The following is a 17,094-nucleotide window of genomic DNA, read 5'->3' on the forward strand; positions in this document are numbered from 1 at the left end:
CTGCAGATTGGGCAACAGGTGGAAATCACCTTCATGGTGGCGCTGGTAATAGCGCTGGCACTATTTTTCGACTTCACCAACGGCTTTCATGACACCGCAAATGCAATGGCTACGCCCATCGCCACCGGTGCCATCAAACCCAAGACGGCGGTTGCCCTGGCAGCAGTCCTGAACCTGATCGGAGCGTTCCTTTCCACCGAAGTTGCCAAGACTGTTTCCGGCGGCATCATCAAGGAGGGCTCCGACGGCATCCAGATCACCCCGGACATCATCTTTGCCGGACTCATGGGGGCCATCCTCTGGAACATGATCACGTGGCTCAAAGGCCTCCCGTCGAGTTCCTCGCATGCCCTCTTCGGCGGCCTCATCGGTGCGGCGATCGCCGGCATCGGCATCCACTCGGTGAATTTCGAGTCCCTCATGCAGAAGGTCATCCTGCCCGCTATCTTCGCGCCGGTCATCGCCGGAGGCGTGGCGTACGTGTGCACCCGCCTGGCCTATGCGCTGACGGCCCGGCATGATCCGGAGACGGGCAGCAAGCTCACGCAGAAGCGTGGCGGTTTCCGCACCGGCCAGATCTTCACGTCCAGCCTGGTAGCGCTGGCTCACGGCACCAACGACGCACAGAAGACGATGGGCATCATCACGCTCGTGCTGATCGCCGCCGGCACGCAGCAGCCGGGCTCCGGCCCGCAGTTCTGGGTGATCGCGGCCTGTGCCTTCGCCATCGCCATCGGCACCTACGCTGGCGGCTGGCGGATCATCCGCACCATGGGTTCGGGCCTGACGGACGTCAAGCCGGCCCAGGGCTTCGCTGCGGAAGCCAGCACGGCCTCGGCGATCCTTGCGTCCTCGCACCTGGGCTTCGCGCTGTCCACCACCCAGGTGGCCTCCGGATCAGTGATCGGTTCAGGGCTTGGCCGCAAGGGCACTTCGGTGCGCTGGGGCACAGCCGGCCGGATCGCCGTCGGCTGGCTTTTCACGCTGCCTGCCGCCGGCATCGTGGGCGCCCTGACCGCACTGCTGGTCAAGACAGGCGTCGTGGGTGTTGTCATAGCCGCCGTTGCCGGGACCGCCGCAGTTTTGTTTATGTTCTTCGAGTCCCGCAAGTCCCATGTGGGCCACCACAACGCCGTGGAGGTGGAGGAGGCAGGGCAGGCCGTCCGCTTCCGCAAGAAAAAGGCATTGGCCGCCAGCCGCGCGCACAAAATGAACGGTGGAAAATAGATGAAATGGTTGGAATTGGTCCAGGTGGCCGGTGCCACGCTCCTCGCCGCCGTTACGGTGGTGGTCCTGTACTCCATCGGAGTCCGCTTTACTGCGATTGCCGGTGACCCCGAGCAGGCTACGCCCCGGTGGATGAAGTCGCTTGCCTACGCCTGCTTCGGGCTCTGCGGCATGGCCGTGTTGTTCGGGCTGTACCTGATCATTCCGTACTTCAGCAAGTAGCTTCAGCAGCCAGTGCTGACCTGCGCCACCTCTGGAACACGAGGTGCTGCTCTGGCGGATATGGCCCATCGGGGGAATAGTTAACACTGTTTCAGCGTGTTTGGTCCGGCGCCGGCGCCGGCCGATTCCGGGAGCCATCCCGAAGGGTTCTATCCAGGCCGGTTCCCCTGCCGGGAACCGCAAGCAGGTGGGTCTGTCATGCACAGTCAAACCGGGGCTGCGGCCCGGCTAACGGCCCGACTACCAGGAACCGCGGCGGCTGCGTGCCTGCTGGTCTTGATGAGTGGATGCTTCGGCCCGCCGTCGCCGTCGCCCGAGCCCGGGACAAGCACGACGACGGCATCCTCATCGACGTCCGATCCCTCCGCTACCGCCTCCCCGGACTCCTCCAACGACCCGCCAACGGCTGCGCCATTGCCGGGGCCCGGGGACGGCCCGCCGCCCGCGGCCGGCGCCCCCGTCATCCGCTGGGTCCCCATCGGGCCGGCGGCCCCCTCCGACCCGCCGGAGGGAGCCCTGTACGAGTTCCTGCGCAAGCGGGACTGTGCCGGCCTGCGCGACTCGGCGCTCAACACCGGTTTCCCTGCCGTGTGGACGGCTGCGGAGGCCACCTGCCAGGCCTTGGCCACGGACCTGCCGGTGGACTGGCAACGGGCACAGACTGCGCTGGCAGATGTCACCGGCCTTCCGCCCGAGCGTTGCTGGGAAATCAAGGTCACGGAATCCCTGCGGCAGGCCGTGGATCTCCGGAATGCACACCAGGGGGTTCAACTCCTCGTGGATGCCGCAGGCGCAGGCGACGACTGCCCCCGGCAGCTGACCGGACTGACAGTCCTCGACGGACCCCAGGCCGGCTCGGCTGCCCCCACCGTTCCCTCCGCCGGTGGCGCCCAGGTTCGGCTGGAGGGGTTCTTTGTGAACGTGGATAGAATCCTGGTGAACGGGAACCCGGTCGACAACGGCGGCCTGCAGTTCGGCCCGCAGTTCGGTCCGTTCGTATTCTTTGCCCCTCCGGCCGCAGGAGCTTCCTCCGCCACAGTGACGGTGGAAGCCACGCCGGCCGTGTCCGGTGAGGCAGTGCTGCTTTATTCCGACCAGACTCCTCCTGGTCCCGGGCCCGCGCCGACTGAACCGACCACGTCGGGCCCGGCAACGTCAGACCCCGCCACGTCCGCGCCGCCGCAGACAGAGTCGACCGCAGAGCTGGCGGCGCCGCAGCCATGAGCGGAGACCCGGAGGCAGATCCCCGCTGGAAACGCGCCGTCGACATGCTGGCGGTCATCGGCCCGCCGCTGACCATTGCCACGGCATTGCTGGTCTACTTCGGCTGGGCCCGGACGGATGCCCAGGCGAAGGCCATGGGGCTGGACGTGAGCCTCTTTGGATACACCGTGCAGGACTTCGTCCTCCGGAGCATCCCTTCACTATTCATCCCGCTTGTCTGGCTGCTGATTGTGGCAGTCGGCTGGCTCTCCCTGGACCGGTTCCTGGCAAGGCACCTGGCCGCCGGCCGCACCGCAGGCATCCGGCGGCTCGCCGCGGTGATCCTGATAGCCGGATTGGCCTGTGCAGCAGCGATGTGGCTTGTAGTGATCCTGCAGCCTGAACGCACGGTACTGTTCGTGCCGTACATCATGGCCGGAGGCGTCCTGCTGGCCGCCTGGGGCCTGAGCCTCTGGCGGCGCTCCGCGCCAGAGCCCGGCCGCAGCCTGGCCGCACTGTCGCGGGGATCGGAAAAAACGCTCATCTTCTGCCTGGTCACCCTGCTGCTTTTCTGGGGCACCTCGGACTTCGCCCAGGCGCTGGGACGGGGACTGGCGGTGAGCTACGAGGAGCGGTCCGCGCTGCTGCCCACGGCGGTTGTCTTCAGCAAGGACCGTCTGGGCATCAGTGCGCCCAACGTCCATGAACAGTCCAGCGGCACGGCGGAGAATCCGGTCTACCAGTACAGCGGCCTCCGCCTTTTGGTGGTCAGCGGCGGACGGATCTTCCTGCTTAATGAGGGCTGGACGCTCCGGAGCGGCAAAGTAGTGGTGCTCCGCGACGATCCCGGCATGCGCGTGGAGTATGGGAACCCTGAGTCGAAATGACTAGGCTGTGGCCATGTCCAGTCTCCAATACTTCGTGGCCGCATCCCTCGACGGATTCATCGCCACGTCAGATGACAATCTAGCCTGGCTCCTCCAGTTCGACGGGTTCGAGGGCGGACGCGAAAGCTACGAATCATTCATGGCAGACGTCGGCTGCATCGTGATGGGCGGGGAAACCTACGCCTGGCTTATGGAGCACGAGCCCGGCAACTGGCCGTACCCCGACACGCCATGCTGGGTTTTCACCCACCATGAACATTCCGCGCCCCGGGGCGCTGACATCACTTTCGTCCGCGGCGACGTGCGTGAATTCATGGATGACTTTACGGCCGAGGCGGACGGCAAGAACATCTGGCTGGTTGGCGGGGGAGAGCTCGCGGCCCAGTTCGCCGATGCCGGCCTGCTGGACGAAATCATCGTTTCCATCATTCCGGTGGTGCTCGGCGCAGGTAAGCCCGTGCTGCCCATCAGGACCGGTCCCACCCGGCCGCTGGAACTTGCGGCGTCCACCACCATGGGCAGGGGGATTGTCGAGCTGCGGTACCGGCTCAGCTGAACCGTAGGCGCTGAACGTCGGGCGCTGACACCTCAGAAGCTCCGTCAGGGAGCGACGTCCCTGATCAGGTTGGTGATGCGCGCCGTGGACAGGCGGCGGCCCTTTTCGTCGGTCATCACCACCTCGTGGGTGGTCAGCGTGCGGCCCAGGTGGATGGCCGTGCAGGTTCCTGTCACAGTGCCGGCGGTGATGGCACGGTGATGCGTGGCTCCCACCTCGATGCCCAGCGCCTGCCGCCCCGGACCGGCGTGCATCCCCGCGGCAAATGAACCGAGCGTCTCGGCCAGCACCACATGGGCGCCGCCGTGCAGGATCCCGGCCACCTGGGTGTTGCCTACCACCGGCATGGTTGCCACCGTGCGTTCCGGACTCATTTCGAGGAAATGGATGCCCATCTTCACCACCAGGGCGCCAACACCGAATTCGCCGAGCCACTCGTGCAGTTCTTCCGGGATTCCGGCGGCGGCCAGTTCGTCGGCGAACCGGCCGGGCGTGAAATTGTCCATCATGGGAACTAGGCTGGCACCTGTGAGCGAAACTACCAAACCGGCCCTTGCCCCATCTGCAACAGACATCCTTCCGGCACCAGAGTCCGCATCAGCGACTGCGGCCAAGCCCGCCCGGAAAACCACACGCACCGCGGAGCCGGTTTCCGCCACCGTGGCCCCCGTGATTCCCATCACCGACCAGCCCCGGCTCCTGGTGCTGGACGGCCACTCCATGGCGTTCCGCGCATTCTTCGCCCTGCCGGCGGACAAGTTCTCAACTGCCTCGGGACAGCACACCAACGCGATCCACGGTTTCACGTCCATGCTCATTAACCTGATCAAGGAACAGAAGCCTACCCACATCGCCGTAGCCTTCGACGTCTCCGACGAAACCACCCACCGCAAGGTCGAATACAGCGACTACAAAGGCGGCCGGAACGAGACGCCCCGGGAGATGAGCGGCCAGATCGACCTCATCGACAAGGTCATGAACGCGTGGGGCATCAAGACCATCAAGCTGCCCGGCTACGAGGCGGATGACATTCTGGCCACCCTTGCCGCAATGGGGGAAAGGGCAGGCTACGAAGTGCTGCTGGTGACGGGCGACCGTGATGCCTTCCAGCTGATTACGGACAATGTGTTCGTGCTGTACCCCAGGAAGGGAGTCAGCGACATTCCCCGGCTGGATGCGCCTGCCATCCGGGAAAAGTACTTCGTCAGCCCGGCCGAGTACTCCGACCTGGCAGCTCTGGTGGGAGAGACGGCGGACAACCTCCCGGGTGTGCCCGGCGTTGGCCCCAAGACAGCCGCCAAGTGGATCAACCTCTACGGCGGGCTGGAAGGGGTACTGGAACACCTCGATGCGATCGGCGGCAAAGTCGGTGACGCCCTCCGCGAGAATGTGGAGGCCGTCAAACGGAACCGCCGGCTGAACAGGCTCCACACCGACCTGGAGCTTCCGGTGACGCTGGACGACCTGGCAGAGCCGCGGCCGGACCAGGCCGCGCTCGAGCAATTGTTCGACGATCTTGAGTTCAAAACCATTCGCACCCGGCTCTTTGCCCTCTACGGCAGCGACGACGTCGACCTCGCCGAGCGGGAAAGCCTTGATGTCCCGGACTACGTCACGCCGGCTGGCGCAGCCGAGCTCAGCGCCTTCCTGGACGCGGGCGCCGGTCAGCGGTCCGCCGTCGCCGTCGACCTCGTCCCCGGACGAATCGGTGAAGACGCCGCGGCGCTGGCGATCGTCAGGGATGGTGCGGCGGCATACATTGATCTTTCCGGCCAGGACGCCGACGCCGAAAACGTCTTGGCCGCGTGGCTGCGCAACCCCGAAGTGCCCAAGGTGATGCACGGTTTCAAGGCTGCCCTGAAGGCCCTGACTGCCCGCGGCCTGGAGCTGGAAGGAGTCGTCGATGATACGTCGATTTCCGGTTACCTCATCCAGCCGGACCGCCGCACCTACGAGCTCGCAGAGCTGGCGCAGCACCACCTCAACATCGAAATCTCCACCGCCGTTGCGAAGGCCGGGCAGCTGGAACTGGCGTTCGACGGCGATGACGCAGCCGCCGCCGGCGAACTCGTCCACGCTGCCGCCGTCGTCCAAACCCTCAGCCGCTATTTCGAGGCGGAGCTGAAGGAACGCAAAGCGGAGGAACTGCTTTCAACCCTTGAGCTTCCGGTCAGCCGGGTGCTGGCCGACATGGAGCTCGCCGGAATCGCCATCGACATGGCTCGGATGGATGAGCAGCTGGCTGACCTCGCCAAAGTCATCGACAACGCCCAGGATCTTGCCTTCGCCGCGATCGGCCACGAGGTCAACCTGGGATCACCGAAACAGCTGCAGACTGTGCTCTTCGACGAACTGCAGCTGCCGAAAACCAAGAAGATCAAGTCCGGTTACACCACTGACGCTGCTTCGCTGAAGAACCTGCTGGAAAAGACGGGCCACGAATTCCTGGTCCAGCTAATGGCGCACCGGGAATCGTCGAAGCTCCGCCAGATGCTCGAATCACTGAAGAAGTCGGTCGCCGAGGACGGACGGATCCACACCACCTACGCGCAGAACGTGGCGGCCACCGGCAGGATCTCCTCAAACAACCCCAACCTGCAGAACATCCCCATCCGCAGCGAGGAAGGCCGCCGCGTCCGTGGCATCTTCGTGGTCAGCGACGGCTATGAATGCCTCCTGTCCGCGGACTATTCGCAGATCGAGATGCGCATCATGGCGCACCTCTCGGGGGATGCCGGGCTGATCCAGGCGTACCGGGACGGCGAGGACCTGCACCGGTTCGTGGGATCCAACATCTTCCACGTCCCCACGGACCAGGTAACCAGTGCCATGCGTTCGAAGGTCAAGGCGATGTCATACGGCCTTGCCTACGGCCTGACCTCGTTTGGGCTCTCCAAGCAGCTGGAGATTTCCGTCGACGAGGCCCGGACCCTGATGAAGGAATACTTCGACCGGTTCGGAGCCGTACGCGACTACCTTCGGGGCGTGGTGGACCAGGCCAGGATCGACGGCTACACGGCAACCATCGAGGGCCGCCGCCGTTACCTCCCGGACCTCACCAGCACGGACCGACAGCTCCGGGAAAACGCGGAACGCATTGCGCTGAACTCTCCCATCCAGGGATCGGCGGCGGACATCATCAAGCGCGCCATGCTCGGCGTGCACGCGGAGCTGAAGGCCCAGGGGCTGAAGTCGCGGATGCTCCTGCAGGTCCACGACGAACTGGTGCTTGAAGTGGCTGCCGGAGAGCGTGTTGCGGTGGAGAAACTCGTCACCGAGCAGATGGGCTCCGCAGCGGACCTCAGCGTCCCGCTGGAAGTCCAGATCGGTGTGGGTCCGAGCTGGTACGACGCCGGCCACTAGCAGTTTCAGGACGCGCAGGACGCCGGTAACCCCGGCGTCCTGCGCGGTCATCCATTCGGTTCAAGGGGGAGCAGGACGTGGCAGACAAATACGAGATCCGTCGTTTCAGGGCAGCTGAGAAGGGTCTTCCCGGCTATGAGCAGGGAACGGACTGGATCCAGGCCGTGGGTTTCGGATTCCACGACTCCCGCCGCAACAACGATTACGTGGACAAGATCATGGCCATGTACCGGACGGACGGACGCGAGCTGACCGGGGTCTACCAGACCGGTGCAGTGGCACAGCACTCTTTGGGTGCCACTGTCCCCGTGGCAACATTCGGCACGCTCCGCCGGGACCTGAATGTTGGTTACGGCCGCCAGCTCCTCACGCACATGGTAACGGCAGTGACCGTGCGCGGAACCCACCGGCGCCAGGGCCTCCTGCGTCGCATGATGAGCGAAGACCTTACCGCGGCGAAGGCGGACGGCCTGGCGATTGCGGCGCTGACCGCTTCCGAGGGCTCCATCTACGGCAGGTTCGGCTACGGTGTGGCAACATTTGAGCGCAGCATCAAGGTGGATACCGGGCCGCGGTTCGGCCTCCGCCACCAGCCTTCCGGGACAGTGGAAATCGCGGACCGGAAGGTGCTGCTCGAACTGGCCCCGCAGGTGTTCGAGCGCGTGCACCGCCACACCCCGGGCTCCATCGTCCGGCAGGACGCGTACCGGCAGAACATCTCCGGCACCGTGGGCCGTGACGGGAATGAAGATGAAGCAATCAAGTGCGCGCTGCACTACGACGGCGCCGGAACGGTGGACGGCTACGTCTCGTACAAGTTCGCCGGCTGGGACACCAAGCCGTACACCGTGGAGGTCGTGGACCTCGTAGCCGCAACGGATGATGCCTACCTGGAGCTCTGGCAGTTCCTGGGCAGCATCGACCTCATCCAGCGCGTCAGCTGGGCGGATGCGCCCGTGGACGATCCGCTGGTGTGGGCCCTCGCGGACCCGCGCTGCGTCGAGGCCTCCGACCATCGGGACATGCTCTGGCTCCGCATCCTGGACAGCATCGGTGCCTTGGGTGCCCGGCGCTACTCCGCCGACGGAAGCCTGGTCCTTGCTGTCGAGGACACCATGGGATTCGCCGCCGGGACGTTCCTCCTGGCCGTCAGCGGCGGTGAGGCCAGTGTTTCGGCGGCACCGGCCGGGGCACAGCCGGACCTGTCGATGGACGTAGCCGATCTCGCCTCCATCTACCTCGGCGCCGTCTGTCCGGTGACGCTGAAGGCGGCCGGGCGGATTCAGGAACACACCCCCGGTGCCGCGCTCCGGGCGAGGCTCATGTTCGCCGTCGAACGGGCGCCCCACTGCCTGACCCATTTCTAGGCGGCCTTCCGGCGTGCGTCCGCTTTGACCGGTGTTGGCCGCGGCGACTAGAATAAACGGGCGTGTACTACGTGCACGTATCTAGAATCCACAAAATCAGGATGAACCTGGCAGAACCATGCGTTCTGCCATCACCCGCGCACTCGTCAATACGGGTGGGCGGCGGTCCGCCTGACCGACTAACTATCCACAACGGAGCCCCTACTACATGACCATCACCTCCACCGAGAAGCCCGGTACCCCCGTAGTCGCCATTAACGACATCGGTACCGCTGAGGACTTCCTCGCAGCAGTCGACGCCACCATCAAGTACTTCAACGACGGAGACCTCGTCGAAGGTACCGTCGTCAAGGTCGACCGCGACGAAGTTCTGCTCGACATCGGTTACAAGACCGAAGGTGTCATCCCCTCCCGCGAGCTGTCCATCAAGCACGACGTTGATCCCGGAGACGTCGTCTCCGTTGGCGATCAGGTCGAAGCCCTGGTGCTCACCAAGGAAGACAAAGAAGGCCGCCTGATCCTCTCCAAGAAGCGTGCTCAGTACGAGCGCGCCTGGGGCGACATCGAGAAGGTCAAGGAAGAAGACGGTGTCGTCACCGGTACCGTCATCGAGGTTGTCAAGGGTGGTCTTATCCTCGACATCGGTCTGCGCGGCTTCCTGCCCGCATCCCTCGTCGAGATGCGCCGTGTGCGCGACCTTGCTCCGTACATCGGTCAGCAGATCGAAGCCAAGATCATCGAGCTGGACAAGAACCGCAACAACGTTGTGCTGTCCCGCCGTGCATGGCTCGAGCAGACCCAGTCCGAGGTCCGCTCCACGTTCCTCAACAAGCTGGAAAAGGGCCAGGTCCGTCCCGGCGTCGTTTCCTCCATCGTCAACTTCGGTGCATTCGTGGACCTGGGCGGCGTAGACGGCCTGGTTCACGTCTCCGAGCTGTCCTGGAAGCACATCGACCACCCGTCCGAGGTTGTCGAAGTTGGCCAGGAAGTCACCGTCGAGGTTCTCGAAGTCGACCTGGACCGCGAGCGTGTTTCCCTGTCGCTCAAGGCTACGCAGGAAGATCCGTGGCAGACCTTCGCCCGCACCCACGCCCTGGGCCAGGTTGTCCCGGGTAAGGTCACCAAGCTGGTTCCGTTCGGTGCGTTCGTTCGCGTCGAAGACGGCATCGAGGGCCTGGTCCACATCTCCGAGCTGGCTGTCCGCCACGTGGAGCTGGCCGAGCAGGTTGTCTCCGTAGGCGACGAACTGTTCGTCAAGGTCATCGACATCGACCTGGAACGCCGCCGCATCTCGCTGTCCCTCAAGCAGGCCAACGAGGGTGTCGACGCCGAGTCCACCGAATTCGATCCCGCCCTGTACGGCATGGCCGCAGAGTACGACGAAGAGGGCAACTACAAGTACCCCGAGGGCTTCGACCCCGAGTCCAACGAATGGCTCGAGGGCTACGAGAACCAGCGCGCCGCCTGGGAGCAGCAGTACGCTGACGCCCAGACCCGTTGGGAAGCACACAAGAAGCAGGTTGCCCAGCACGCTGCCGACGACGCTGCAGCTGCAACGTCCGGTGACAGCGATTCCGGCACCACCAGCTACTCCTCGGAGCCGGCTGCAGCCGAGACCGGTGCAGGCACGCTTGCTTCAGACGAGGCTCTTGCAGCACTGCGCGAGAAGCTGACCGGCAACTAATTTCCCGGTTCCCTGAGGACGTGATTCCTTGGGACCCAGGCAGTTAGCTAGCTGAAGGTGGCCGTCCCCCGAAAGGGGGCGGCCACCTTTTTGTGTACCCCAGCAACGTTCCCTACCGCAGCAACCGGTCGGTTGCAGGGTCCGAGCTTCCGTCGAAGTACCGGTCGAGAACTTCCTGGAACACGGGCTCGTCCGGAGCGGCGCGCAGGAACAGCGTCATGGAGGACTGCAGCTTCCGGGCGTCGATCCCGCCGAAGATCCGGACGGCGCTCAGTCCGGTGTGGGCGGCAACAGCCCGTGCGCACTCCAGGAGCCGCGGCCCAAGCGCAGGGTGCGCCAGGTAGGCCTTCGCCTCCGCCAGCGACGTGATGGCGTATTTCCGGGACGTGGGGCTCTGCCCGAGGCCGGCGATCTGCGGGAAGATGAACCACATCCAGTGGCTCTGCTTCTCTCCGTCGCGAAGCTCCTGAAGCGCCCGCTGGTATGTCCCGCCAGCGTCCTGGGCGTGCACAAACCGTTCAAGGTCGAAGGGATCTTCCACCGGGGGCCTCCTCAACTCAGCTGGACACTGTCCATTCATCCAACCACCGGACCCGGCCGCATGGCGAGGGGGTTGATGCGTGACGCCAGGAGCAGGCCGACGTCGGGCGTCTCAGCGCAGTTTGATCCGCGCCGTCACCCGGGTGCCCGCAGCGTCCACGGCCAGCTCTGCCCCCGCGGAGCGGAGGAGCGCCTGTGCGGCCGTATTCCCGGCGCTCGTTTCGGCCTGCAGCACGGAGGCACCGGTGCCTCGGGCCACAGCACAAACGAGTTCCAACGCCTCCCGGCCAATTCCGCGTCCCCGGAAGCTCCGGCCCAGCCACAGCCCGGTTTCCACGTCTGGAATCCCGGACGGCGCTGTTCCGGTTCGCTTGAGCCGGATCGACCCGGCAACCGTCCCGCCACAGCTGATTGCCCAGGACTTCTGGCCGCCCGGCCCGTCGAGGCCGGCTGCCGCGGCACGGTGGTAGTCGCGGAACCAGCTGATCCGGTCCTCGTTCCAGCCGGGTGTGGCGCCCAGCGGGGGAGTGACGTCGTCGGCTGCGGCATCGGTGAGGGCGAGGTCCAGCAGCGCCCCGAGGACTTCCTCGGTGACGTCGAGCAGTTCCACCCGGCACGGCACGGATGGTTGGTCAGAAGGGGACATCGATCCACTCCGTGTCTTCGGGCCGCAGAGCGGCGCTGCCGGCTGTCATCGACGCAAGGCGTTCGGCGGCCCGCTCGAGTTCGTCGGGCTGGTCGGCCAGGGCTACCCGGAGGACAGTGTCCCTGGCGCCATAGCTGGTTTCCGCCATCACGTAGCCGGCTGCGCGGAGGTCGTTCTCCAGCCGTCCGGCGCCCGCATGCGGAACCTCCACCGAACAGATCCGCAGCCGGCGGCGCCGGACCAGCGGCGCCAGGTCCAGCGCGGAGGACACCGACTCGGAATACGCCCGCACCAGGCCGCCTGCACCCAGCAGGATCCCGCCAAAATAGCGGACGACGACGGCACTGACGTCGCTGAGGTCCGTCACCCCGGGCACTGCCTCCCGCCGGAGGAGGGCCTCGAGCATGGGGATGCCGGCGGTTCCGGACGGTTCGCCGTCGTCGCTGGAACGCTGGATGTCCCGGTCCGGGCCCAGCACGAACGCTGAACAGTGGTGCCGGGCGTCATGGAATTCCTTGCGCAATCCGGCCACCAGGGCCCTTGCGCCGTCTTCATCCCCGGTACGCCGGATCACGGTGATGAACCTCGACCGCTTGATCTCCAGTTCGTGGCGGAAGTCCGGCCCCGCCGCGAGGGTGGTGTAGGCCGTGGCCCTGCTCTCGCCGCGATCCGCCTTTTCCACCACCGGTTCAGTTTAGTCTGGAGGGGTGCTGAAAATCGGGTTGACGGGCGGCATCGCCTCGGGGAAGTCAGTTGTCGCGTCGCGTTTCCGGGAGCTGGGGGCCGTGCTGGTCGACGCCGACGCCCTGGCGCGTGACGTGGTGGAGCCGGGCACGCCCGGGCTTGGCCGCGTCGTGGAGGCCTTCGGGGAGGACATGCTGGGTCCCGACGGCGGGCTGGACCGGGCACGGCTCGGCGCGGTGGTGTTCGGCGACCCTGACCGGCTCGCGGTACTCAACGCCATCATCCATCCCCTCGTCCGGGAGCGTGCCGCTGCGATGATCGATGCCGCCCCCGGCGGCGCCGTCGTAGTACAGGACATTCCGTTGCTGGTGGAAACGGGCCAGGGCAGCAATTTCCATCTGGTGCTGGTGGTGGATGCACCGGACGAGGCGCGGGTGCAGCGCATGGTGGAACAACGGAAGATGACAGCGGAACAGGCGCGATCCAGGATGGCGGCGCAGGCCGCCAGGGACATCCGCCTGGCCGCTGCGGACGTGGTCCTGGACAACTCCGGAAGCATTGATGAGCTCAGATCCGCGGTTGACCGGCTGTGGTTCCGTCGGCTGGCCCCTTTTGCGGACAACATCAGCAAGCAGCGCGCGGCGCCGCGGGCGGGCGGGCCTGTACTTGCCCCGTCCGATCCGACGTGGGAAACCCAGGCGACCCGCCTGGCCGCCAGGCTGGAGGCTGCAGCTCCGGCGGACATCCTGGCGGTGGACCATATCGGATCCACTGCCGTGCCCGGGCTTGATGCCAAGGACATCCTTGACCTCCAGTTGACCGTTGCGGACCTGGCGACGGCGGACCGGATCGCGCCGCTGCTTGCCGCAGCGGGCTTCCCCCTCTGGCCCGGGGTGTTTGCTGACAGCCCCAAGCCGTCGCACCCTGACCCGGCGGACTGGGCCAAGCGCCTGCACGGCAATGCCGACCCCGGCCGGCCCGTCAACCTCCACGTCCGGCCCGCGGGATCTCCCGGCTGGCGTTTTGCCCTGTGTTTCCGGGACTGGCTCCGTGATGATGCCGAGGCCAGACGCGACTACCTGGCCGAGAAACGGAGGGTTGCCGCCCTCCACGGCGTGGACAAGTCGACGGCGGGCTATGCAGCGGACAAGGAAGCGTGGTTCACGGAGCATGCCGCCGACCGGATGGACACGTGGGTGCAGCGCACCGGCTGGCAGCCGCCGTCGTACGGAACCGGGCCGGACGCCACCGGTACTCCCGGCATCACACCCCGCCCGGCAGGCAGCGATGCCGGGAGTACCGCCCAAAGCTGAATCGGGGCACGATGTCAGAGCCCGGCGGTAGATTAGATTCATGAGTCTTGCCCAGCAAATCAACCGCGTCGTGGCTCCGTTCGAGGTCATCAGTGAGTTCAAGCCGGCAGGCGACCAGCCGGCCGCCATCGCGGAACTGACCGAACGCATCAAGAACGGCGAAAAGGACGTGGTGCTGCTCGGCGCCACCGGTACAGGTAAGAGCGCGACGACGGCCTGGCTCATTGAGCAGGTCCAGCGTCCCACCCTGGTGATGGTGCAGAACAAGACCCTCGCCGCGCAGCTGGCCAACGAATTCCGCGAACTGCTCCCGAACAACGCCGTCGAGTACTTCGTGTCGTACTACGACTACTACCAGCCGGAAGCCTATGTGGCGCAGACTGACACCTTCATCGAGAAGGACTCATCCGTCAACGAGGAAGTCGAACGCCTCCGCCACTCCGCCACCAATGCCCTGCTGACACGGCGGGACGTGATTGTGGTGGCCACCGTTTCCTGCATCTACGGCCTGGGCACGCCGGAAGAGTACATCGCAGGCATGGTGACGCTCCGCAAGGGGGCGGAGATGAACCGTGACGACCTGCTCCGGAAATTCGTCTCCATGCAGTACACCCGCAACGACATGGACTTCCACCGCGGCACGTTCCGGGTGCGCGGCGACACCGTGGAAATCATTCCGATGTACGAGGAACTGGCCATCCGGATCGAGTTCTTCGGCGACGAGATCGAGAACATCCACACCCTCCACCCCCTGACCGGCGAGGTGATCCGGGACGAAGAGGAGATGTACGTCTTCCCGGCCTCGCACTACGTCGCAGGGCCGGAACGAATGGCCCGGGCCATCAAGCGGATCGAGGATGAACTCGCCGAGCGACTGCAGGTGCTGGAGAGCCAGAACAAGCTGGTGGAAGCCCAGCGGCTCCGCATGCGCACCACCTACGACCTTGAGATGATGCAGCAAATGGGCTTCTGCAACGGCATCGAGAACTACTCCTCGCACATCGACGGGCGCGCCCGCGGAACTGCGCCGCACTGCCTCCTCGACTACTTCCCGGACGACTTCCTGCTGGTGATCGATGAATCCCACGTGACGGTGCCCCAGATTGGCGCCATGTACGAGGGCGATATGTCCCGCAAGCGGAACCTGGTGGACTTCGGCTTCCGCCTGCCTTCGGCGATGGACAACCGGCCGCTTAAGTGGGACGAGTTCCAGGAGCGCATAGGCCAGACCGTGTACCTGTCCGCCACCCCCGGCAAGTACGAACTCGGCAAGTCTGACGGCTTCGTGCAGCAGATCATCCGGCCCACGGGCCTGATCGACCCCGAGGTGGTGGTGAAGCCCACGAAGGGCCAGATCGACGACCTGCTGGGGGAGATCAAGACCCGCACCGCGAAGAACGAACGTGTCCTGGTCACCACGCTCACCAAGCGGATGGCCGAGGACCTCACCGACTACCTGCTGGGCCACGGCGTGAAGGTCGAATACCTGCACTCCGACGTGGACACGCTCCGCCGGGTGGAACTGCTGCGGGAACTCCGGATGGGTGTCTTCGATGTCCTCGTGGGCATCAACCTGCTCCGTGAAGGCCTCGACCTCCCGGAGGTTTCGCTGGTGAGCATTCTGGACGCGGACAAGGAAGGCTTCCTGCGATCGTCCACCTCGCTGATCCAGACCATCGGCCGCGCTGCCCGTAACGTGTCCGGACAGGTGCACATGTACGCCGACCGCATCACCGACTCCATGGCGCACGCGATCGACGAGACCAACCGCCGCCGCGCCATCCAGGTGGCGTACAACACCGAAAACGGCATCGACCCGCAGCCGCTGCGGAAAAAAATCGCCGACATCACCGACCAGCTGGCCAAGGAGGACGCGGACACCCGCGAACTGCTCGCCACCGCCGGGAAAACCCGCGGCAAGGGCAAGGGCGCGACCACCGTGCGCCAGGACGGACTGGCGGCCGCACCGGCGGAGGACCTTGTGGGCCTGATCGAGCAGCTGACGGAACAGATGCACGCCGCGGCCGGTGAACTGCAGTTCGAACTGGCTGCGCGGCTGCGCGATGAAGTGGGCGAATTGAAGAAGGAACTGCGGCAGATGCAGGCCGCCGGCCACGCCTAGGGTAAAGTTGTTGTCACGTAGGGGAGTATCCCAAGCGCTACGATCGTCAACACGCACGGCATAGATGCCCTGCCGGGCGTAGCGGGCTGCCGTTTCAGCACTAAGTGCGCAGGCAAGTCGGAGAGACTTACACCGCATCTTTGTACCCTGCGAAAGGCATCCCTGTGCTCGAACTACCCGTCTGGTTCGAGGTCGGCTCACTCGTCGCCCTCGGCCTCATCCTGCTGATCGACCTGTTGCTGGTTGTCCGGCGTCCCCACGAACCTTCCATGAAGGAAGCCGGCCTCTGGGTGGCGTTCTATGTGACGCTCGCCCTGGTCTTTGCGGGCGCCATGTTTGCCTTCACAGGCCCGGAGTACGGCGGGCAATTCGTTGCCGGCTGGGTGACGGAATACAGCCTCAGCATCGACAACCTCTTTGTCTTCATCATCATCATGGCGCGCTTCTCGGTGCCCCGTAAGTACCAGCAGGAAGTGCTGATGGTGGGCATCATCATCGCGCTGGTCCTGCGTGGCATCTTCATCCTCTTGGGCGCCATCGTGATCGAACAGTTCAGCTGGGTCTTCTACATCTTCGGTGCCTTCCTGCTCTGGACCGCCTGGAAGCAGGCCCAGGACGAAGGCGAAGACGAAGAGGACAAGGAAAACCCGCTGATCGCAAGGCTCCGCAAGGTCATTCCGATGTCGGAGAAGTTCGACGGCGGCAAGCTGCGCACCACGGTTGACGGCAAGAAGGTCTTCACCCCGATGCTGATCGTCTTCGTCACCATCGGCCTGACCGACCTGCTCTTCGCCGTTGACTCCATTCCGGCGATCTTCGGCCTGACCCAGAGCCCGTTCATCGTCTTCACCGCAAACCTCTTCGCCCTCATGGGCCTGCGCCAGCTGTACTTCCTGCTCGGCGGCCTGATGAACCGCCTGATCTACCTGAAGCACGCGCTCTCATTCATCCTGGCGTTCATTGGCGTCAAGCTGGTCCTCCACGCAATGCACGTCAACGAACTGCCGTTCATCAACGGCGGCCAGCACATCGAGTGGGCTCCCGAGATCCCCACGTTCGTCTCCCTGGCGGTCATCGTGGGCACCATCATTGTTGCCGTGATCGCCAGCCTGGTCAGCTCCAAGGCTGCCCAGGCGAAGGTGGACGCCCGTCTCGAAGAGGACGCCCGCAAGAGCATGAGCGAGGCCGAGTAAAGGTTCCGCACCGCTTCGAACACGCACCAGACAACCCCGGTCACCTCCAGTGGCCGGGGTTGTCTGCATGGGAAGGCCTTCCCTGGT

15 protein-coding genes are annotated in these 17,094 nt (G+C 65.1%); 11 read left to right on the forward strand and 4 right to left on the reverse strand.

Annotation, left to right across the window (positions count from 1 at the left end):
- The first annotated feature begins 18 nt into the window (after positions 1 to 18).
- The 5 genes from RW112_RS10615 to RW112_RS10635 all read left to right on the forward strand — a co-directional run bounded on the left by RW112_RS10615 (position 19) and on the right by RW112_RS10635 (position 4,095).
- A complete protein-coding gene (locus RW112_RS10615) occupies positions 19 to 1,227 on the forward strand; it encodes an inorganic phosphate transporter (RefSeq protein ID WP_317781743.1) in 1,209 nt (402 codons plus the stop codon).
- Entirely contained in the window at positions 1,228 to 1,449 is a 222-nt protein-coding gene (locus RW112_RS10620) for a hypothetical protein (RefSeq protein WP_317781744.1), read from the forward strand. It begins immediately after the preceding gene.
- A gap of 279 nt (positions 1,450 to 1,728) precedes the next feature.
- Positions 1,729 to 2,673: a hypothetical protein gene (locus tag RW112_RS10625; protein WP_317781745.1), complete on the forward strand. Its 945-nt coding sequence runs from the start codon at positions 1,729 to 1,731 to the stop codon at positions 2,671 to 2,673.
- On the forward strand, positions 2,670 to 3,539 hold the full coding sequence (locus RW112_RS10630) for a hypothetical protein (protein WP_305940973.1): 870 nt from the start codon (positions 2,670 to 2,672) through the stop codon (positions 3,537 to 3,539). Before RW112_RS10625 ends, RW112_RS10630 begins: the two co-directional genes overlap by 4 nt.
- A 13-nt stretch (positions 3,540 to 3,552) precedes the next feature.
- A complete protein-coding gene (locus RW112_RS10635) occupies positions 3,553 to 4,095 on the forward strand; it encodes a dihydrofolate reductase family protein (protein ID WP_317781746.1) in 543 nt (180 codons plus the stop codon).
- A 44-nt stretch (positions 4,096 to 4,139) separates the two neighbouring features.
- Here the strand turns inward: RW112_RS10635 and RW112_RS10640 are convergent, their stop codons facing one another.
- Complete coding sequence (locus RW112_RS10640; protein WP_317781747.1) at positions 4,140 to 4,604, reverse strand: hotdog fold thioesterase; 465 nt, start codon at positions 4,602 to 4,604, stop codon at positions 4,140 to 4,142.
- Positions 4,605 to 4,815: 211 nt separating this feature from the next.
- On the opposite strand from RW112_RS10640, the gene polA reads away from it, so the two are divergent.
- From polA to rpsA, 3 genes are all read left to right on the forward strand, one after another.
- On the forward strand, positions 4,816 to 7,458 hold the full coding sequence (gene polA, locus RW112_RS10645; protein WP_317782179.1) for a DNA polymerase I: 2,643 nt from the start codon (positions 4,816 to 4,818) through the stop codon (positions 7,456 to 7,458).
- Positions 7,459 to 7,535: 77 nt separating this feature from the next.
- On the forward strand, positions 7,536 to 8,825 hold the full coding sequence (locus RW112_RS10650; protein ID WP_317781748.1) for a GNAT family N-acetyltransferase: 1,290 nt from the start codon (positions 7,536 to 7,538) through the stop codon (positions 8,823 to 8,825).
- Positions 8,826 to 9,033: 208 nt separating this feature from the next.
- Positions 9,034 to 10,509 (forward strand): 30S ribosomal protein S1, encoded by a 1,476-nt coding sequence (rpsA, locus tag RW112_RS10655; protein ID WP_305940977.1) that lies wholly within the window; start codon positions 9,034 to 9,036, stop codon positions 10,507 to 10,509.
- Positions 10,510 to 10,621: 112 nt separating this feature from the next.
- On the opposite strand, the gene RW112_RS10660 is transcribed toward rpsA, so the two are convergent.
- From RW112_RS10660 to RW112_RS10670, 3 genes are all read right to left on the reverse strand, one after another.
- On the reverse strand, positions 10,622 to 11,050 hold the full coding sequence (locus tag RW112_RS10660; protein WP_317781749.1) for a DUF1810 domain-containing protein: 429 nt from the start codon (positions 11,048 to 11,050) through the stop codon (positions 10,622 to 10,624).
- Positions 11,051 to 11,161: 111 nt separating this feature from the next.
- Positions 11,162 to 11,695, reverse strand: coding sequence for a GNAT family N-acetyltransferase (locus RW112_RS10665; RefSeq protein WP_317781750.1), 534 nt, complete (start codon positions 11,693 to 11,695; stop codon positions 11,162 to 11,164).
- Entirely contained in the window at positions 11,682 to 12,380 is a 699-nt protein-coding gene (locus RW112_RS10670; protein ID WP_317781751.1) for a YigZ family protein, read from the reverse strand. Before RW112_RS10670 ends, RW112_RS10665 begins: the two co-directional genes overlap by 14 nt.
- A 22-nt stretch (positions 12,381 to 12,402) precedes the next feature.
- On the opposite strand from RW112_RS10670, the gene coaE reads away from it, so the two are divergent.
- From coaE to RW112_RS10685, 3 genes are all read left to right on the forward strand, one after another.
- The gene (gene coaE, locus RW112_RS10675; protein WP_317781752.1) at positions 12,403 to 13,692 is read left to right on the forward strand and encodes a dephospho-CoA kinase; all 1,290 of its coding nucleotides are present in this window, start codon (positions 12,403 to 12,405) and stop codon (positions 13,690 to 13,692) included.
- Positions 13,693 to 13,732: 40 nt separating this feature from the next.
- The gene (gene uvrB, locus RW112_RS10680; RefSeq protein ID WP_305940982.1) at positions 13,733 to 15,814 is read left to right on the forward strand and encodes an excinuclease ABC subunit UvrB; all 2,082 of its coding nucleotides are present in this window, start codon (positions 13,733 to 13,735) and stop codon (positions 15,812 to 15,814) included.
- 164 nt (positions 15,815 to 15,978) lie between these two features.
- Positions 15,979 to 17,007: a TerC family protein gene (locus RW112_RS10685; protein ID WP_317781753.1), complete on the forward strand. Its 1,029-nt coding sequence runs from the start codon at positions 15,979 to 15,981 to the stop codon at positions 17,005 to 17,007.
- The last annotated feature ends 87 nt before the right edge of the window (positions 17,008 to 17,094 follow it).

The sequence above is a fragment of the Arthrobacter sp. B10-11 genome (genome assembly GCF_033142195.1).
In the GTDB taxonomy this organism is placed as follows: domain Bacteria; phylum Actinomycetota; class Actinomycetes; order Actinomycetales; family Micrococcaceae; genus Arthrobacter; species Arthrobacter oryzae_C.

What these genes read in the sequence shown, in the direction of transcription:
- RW112_RS10620 (WP_317781744.1), top strand. Translation starts at nt 1,228, where the DNA reads ATGAAATGGTTGGAATTGGTCCAGGTGGCCGGTGCCACGCTCCTCGCC.
- RW112_RS10625 (WP_317781745.1), top strand. Translation starts at nt 1,729, where the DNA reads ATGAGTGGATGCTTCGGCCCGCCGTCGCCGTCGCCCGAGCCCGGGACA.
- RW112_RS10630 (WP_305940973.1), top strand. Translation starts at nt 2,670, where the DNA reads ATGAGCGGAGACCCGGAGGCAGATCCCCGCTGGAAACGCGCCGTCGAC.
- RW112_RS10635 (WP_317781746.1), top strand. Translation starts at nt 3,553, where the DNA reads ATGTCCAGTCTCCAATACTTCGTGGCCGCATCCCTCGACGGATTCATC.
- RW112_RS10640 (WP_317781747.1), bottom strand. Translation starts at nt 4,604, where the DNA reads ATGATGGACAATTTCACGCCCGGCCGGTTCGCCGACGAACTGGCCGCC.
- polA (WP_317782179.1), top strand. Translation starts at nt 4,816, where the DNA reads ATGGCGTTCCGCGCATTCTTCGCCCTGCCGGCGGACAAGTTCTCAACT.
- rpsA (WP_305940977.1), top strand. Translation starts at nt 9,034, where the DNA reads ATGACCATCACCTCCACCGAGAAGCCCGGTACCCCCGTAGTCGCCATT.
- RW112_RS10665 (WP_317781750.1), bottom strand. Translation starts at nt 11,695, where the DNA reads ATGTCCCCTTCTGACCAACCATCCGTGCCGTGCCGGGTGGAACTGCTC.
- uvrB (WP_305940982.1), top strand. Translation starts at nt 13,733, where the DNA reads ATGAGTCTTGCCCAGCAAATCAACCGCGTCGTGGCTCCGTTCGAGGTC.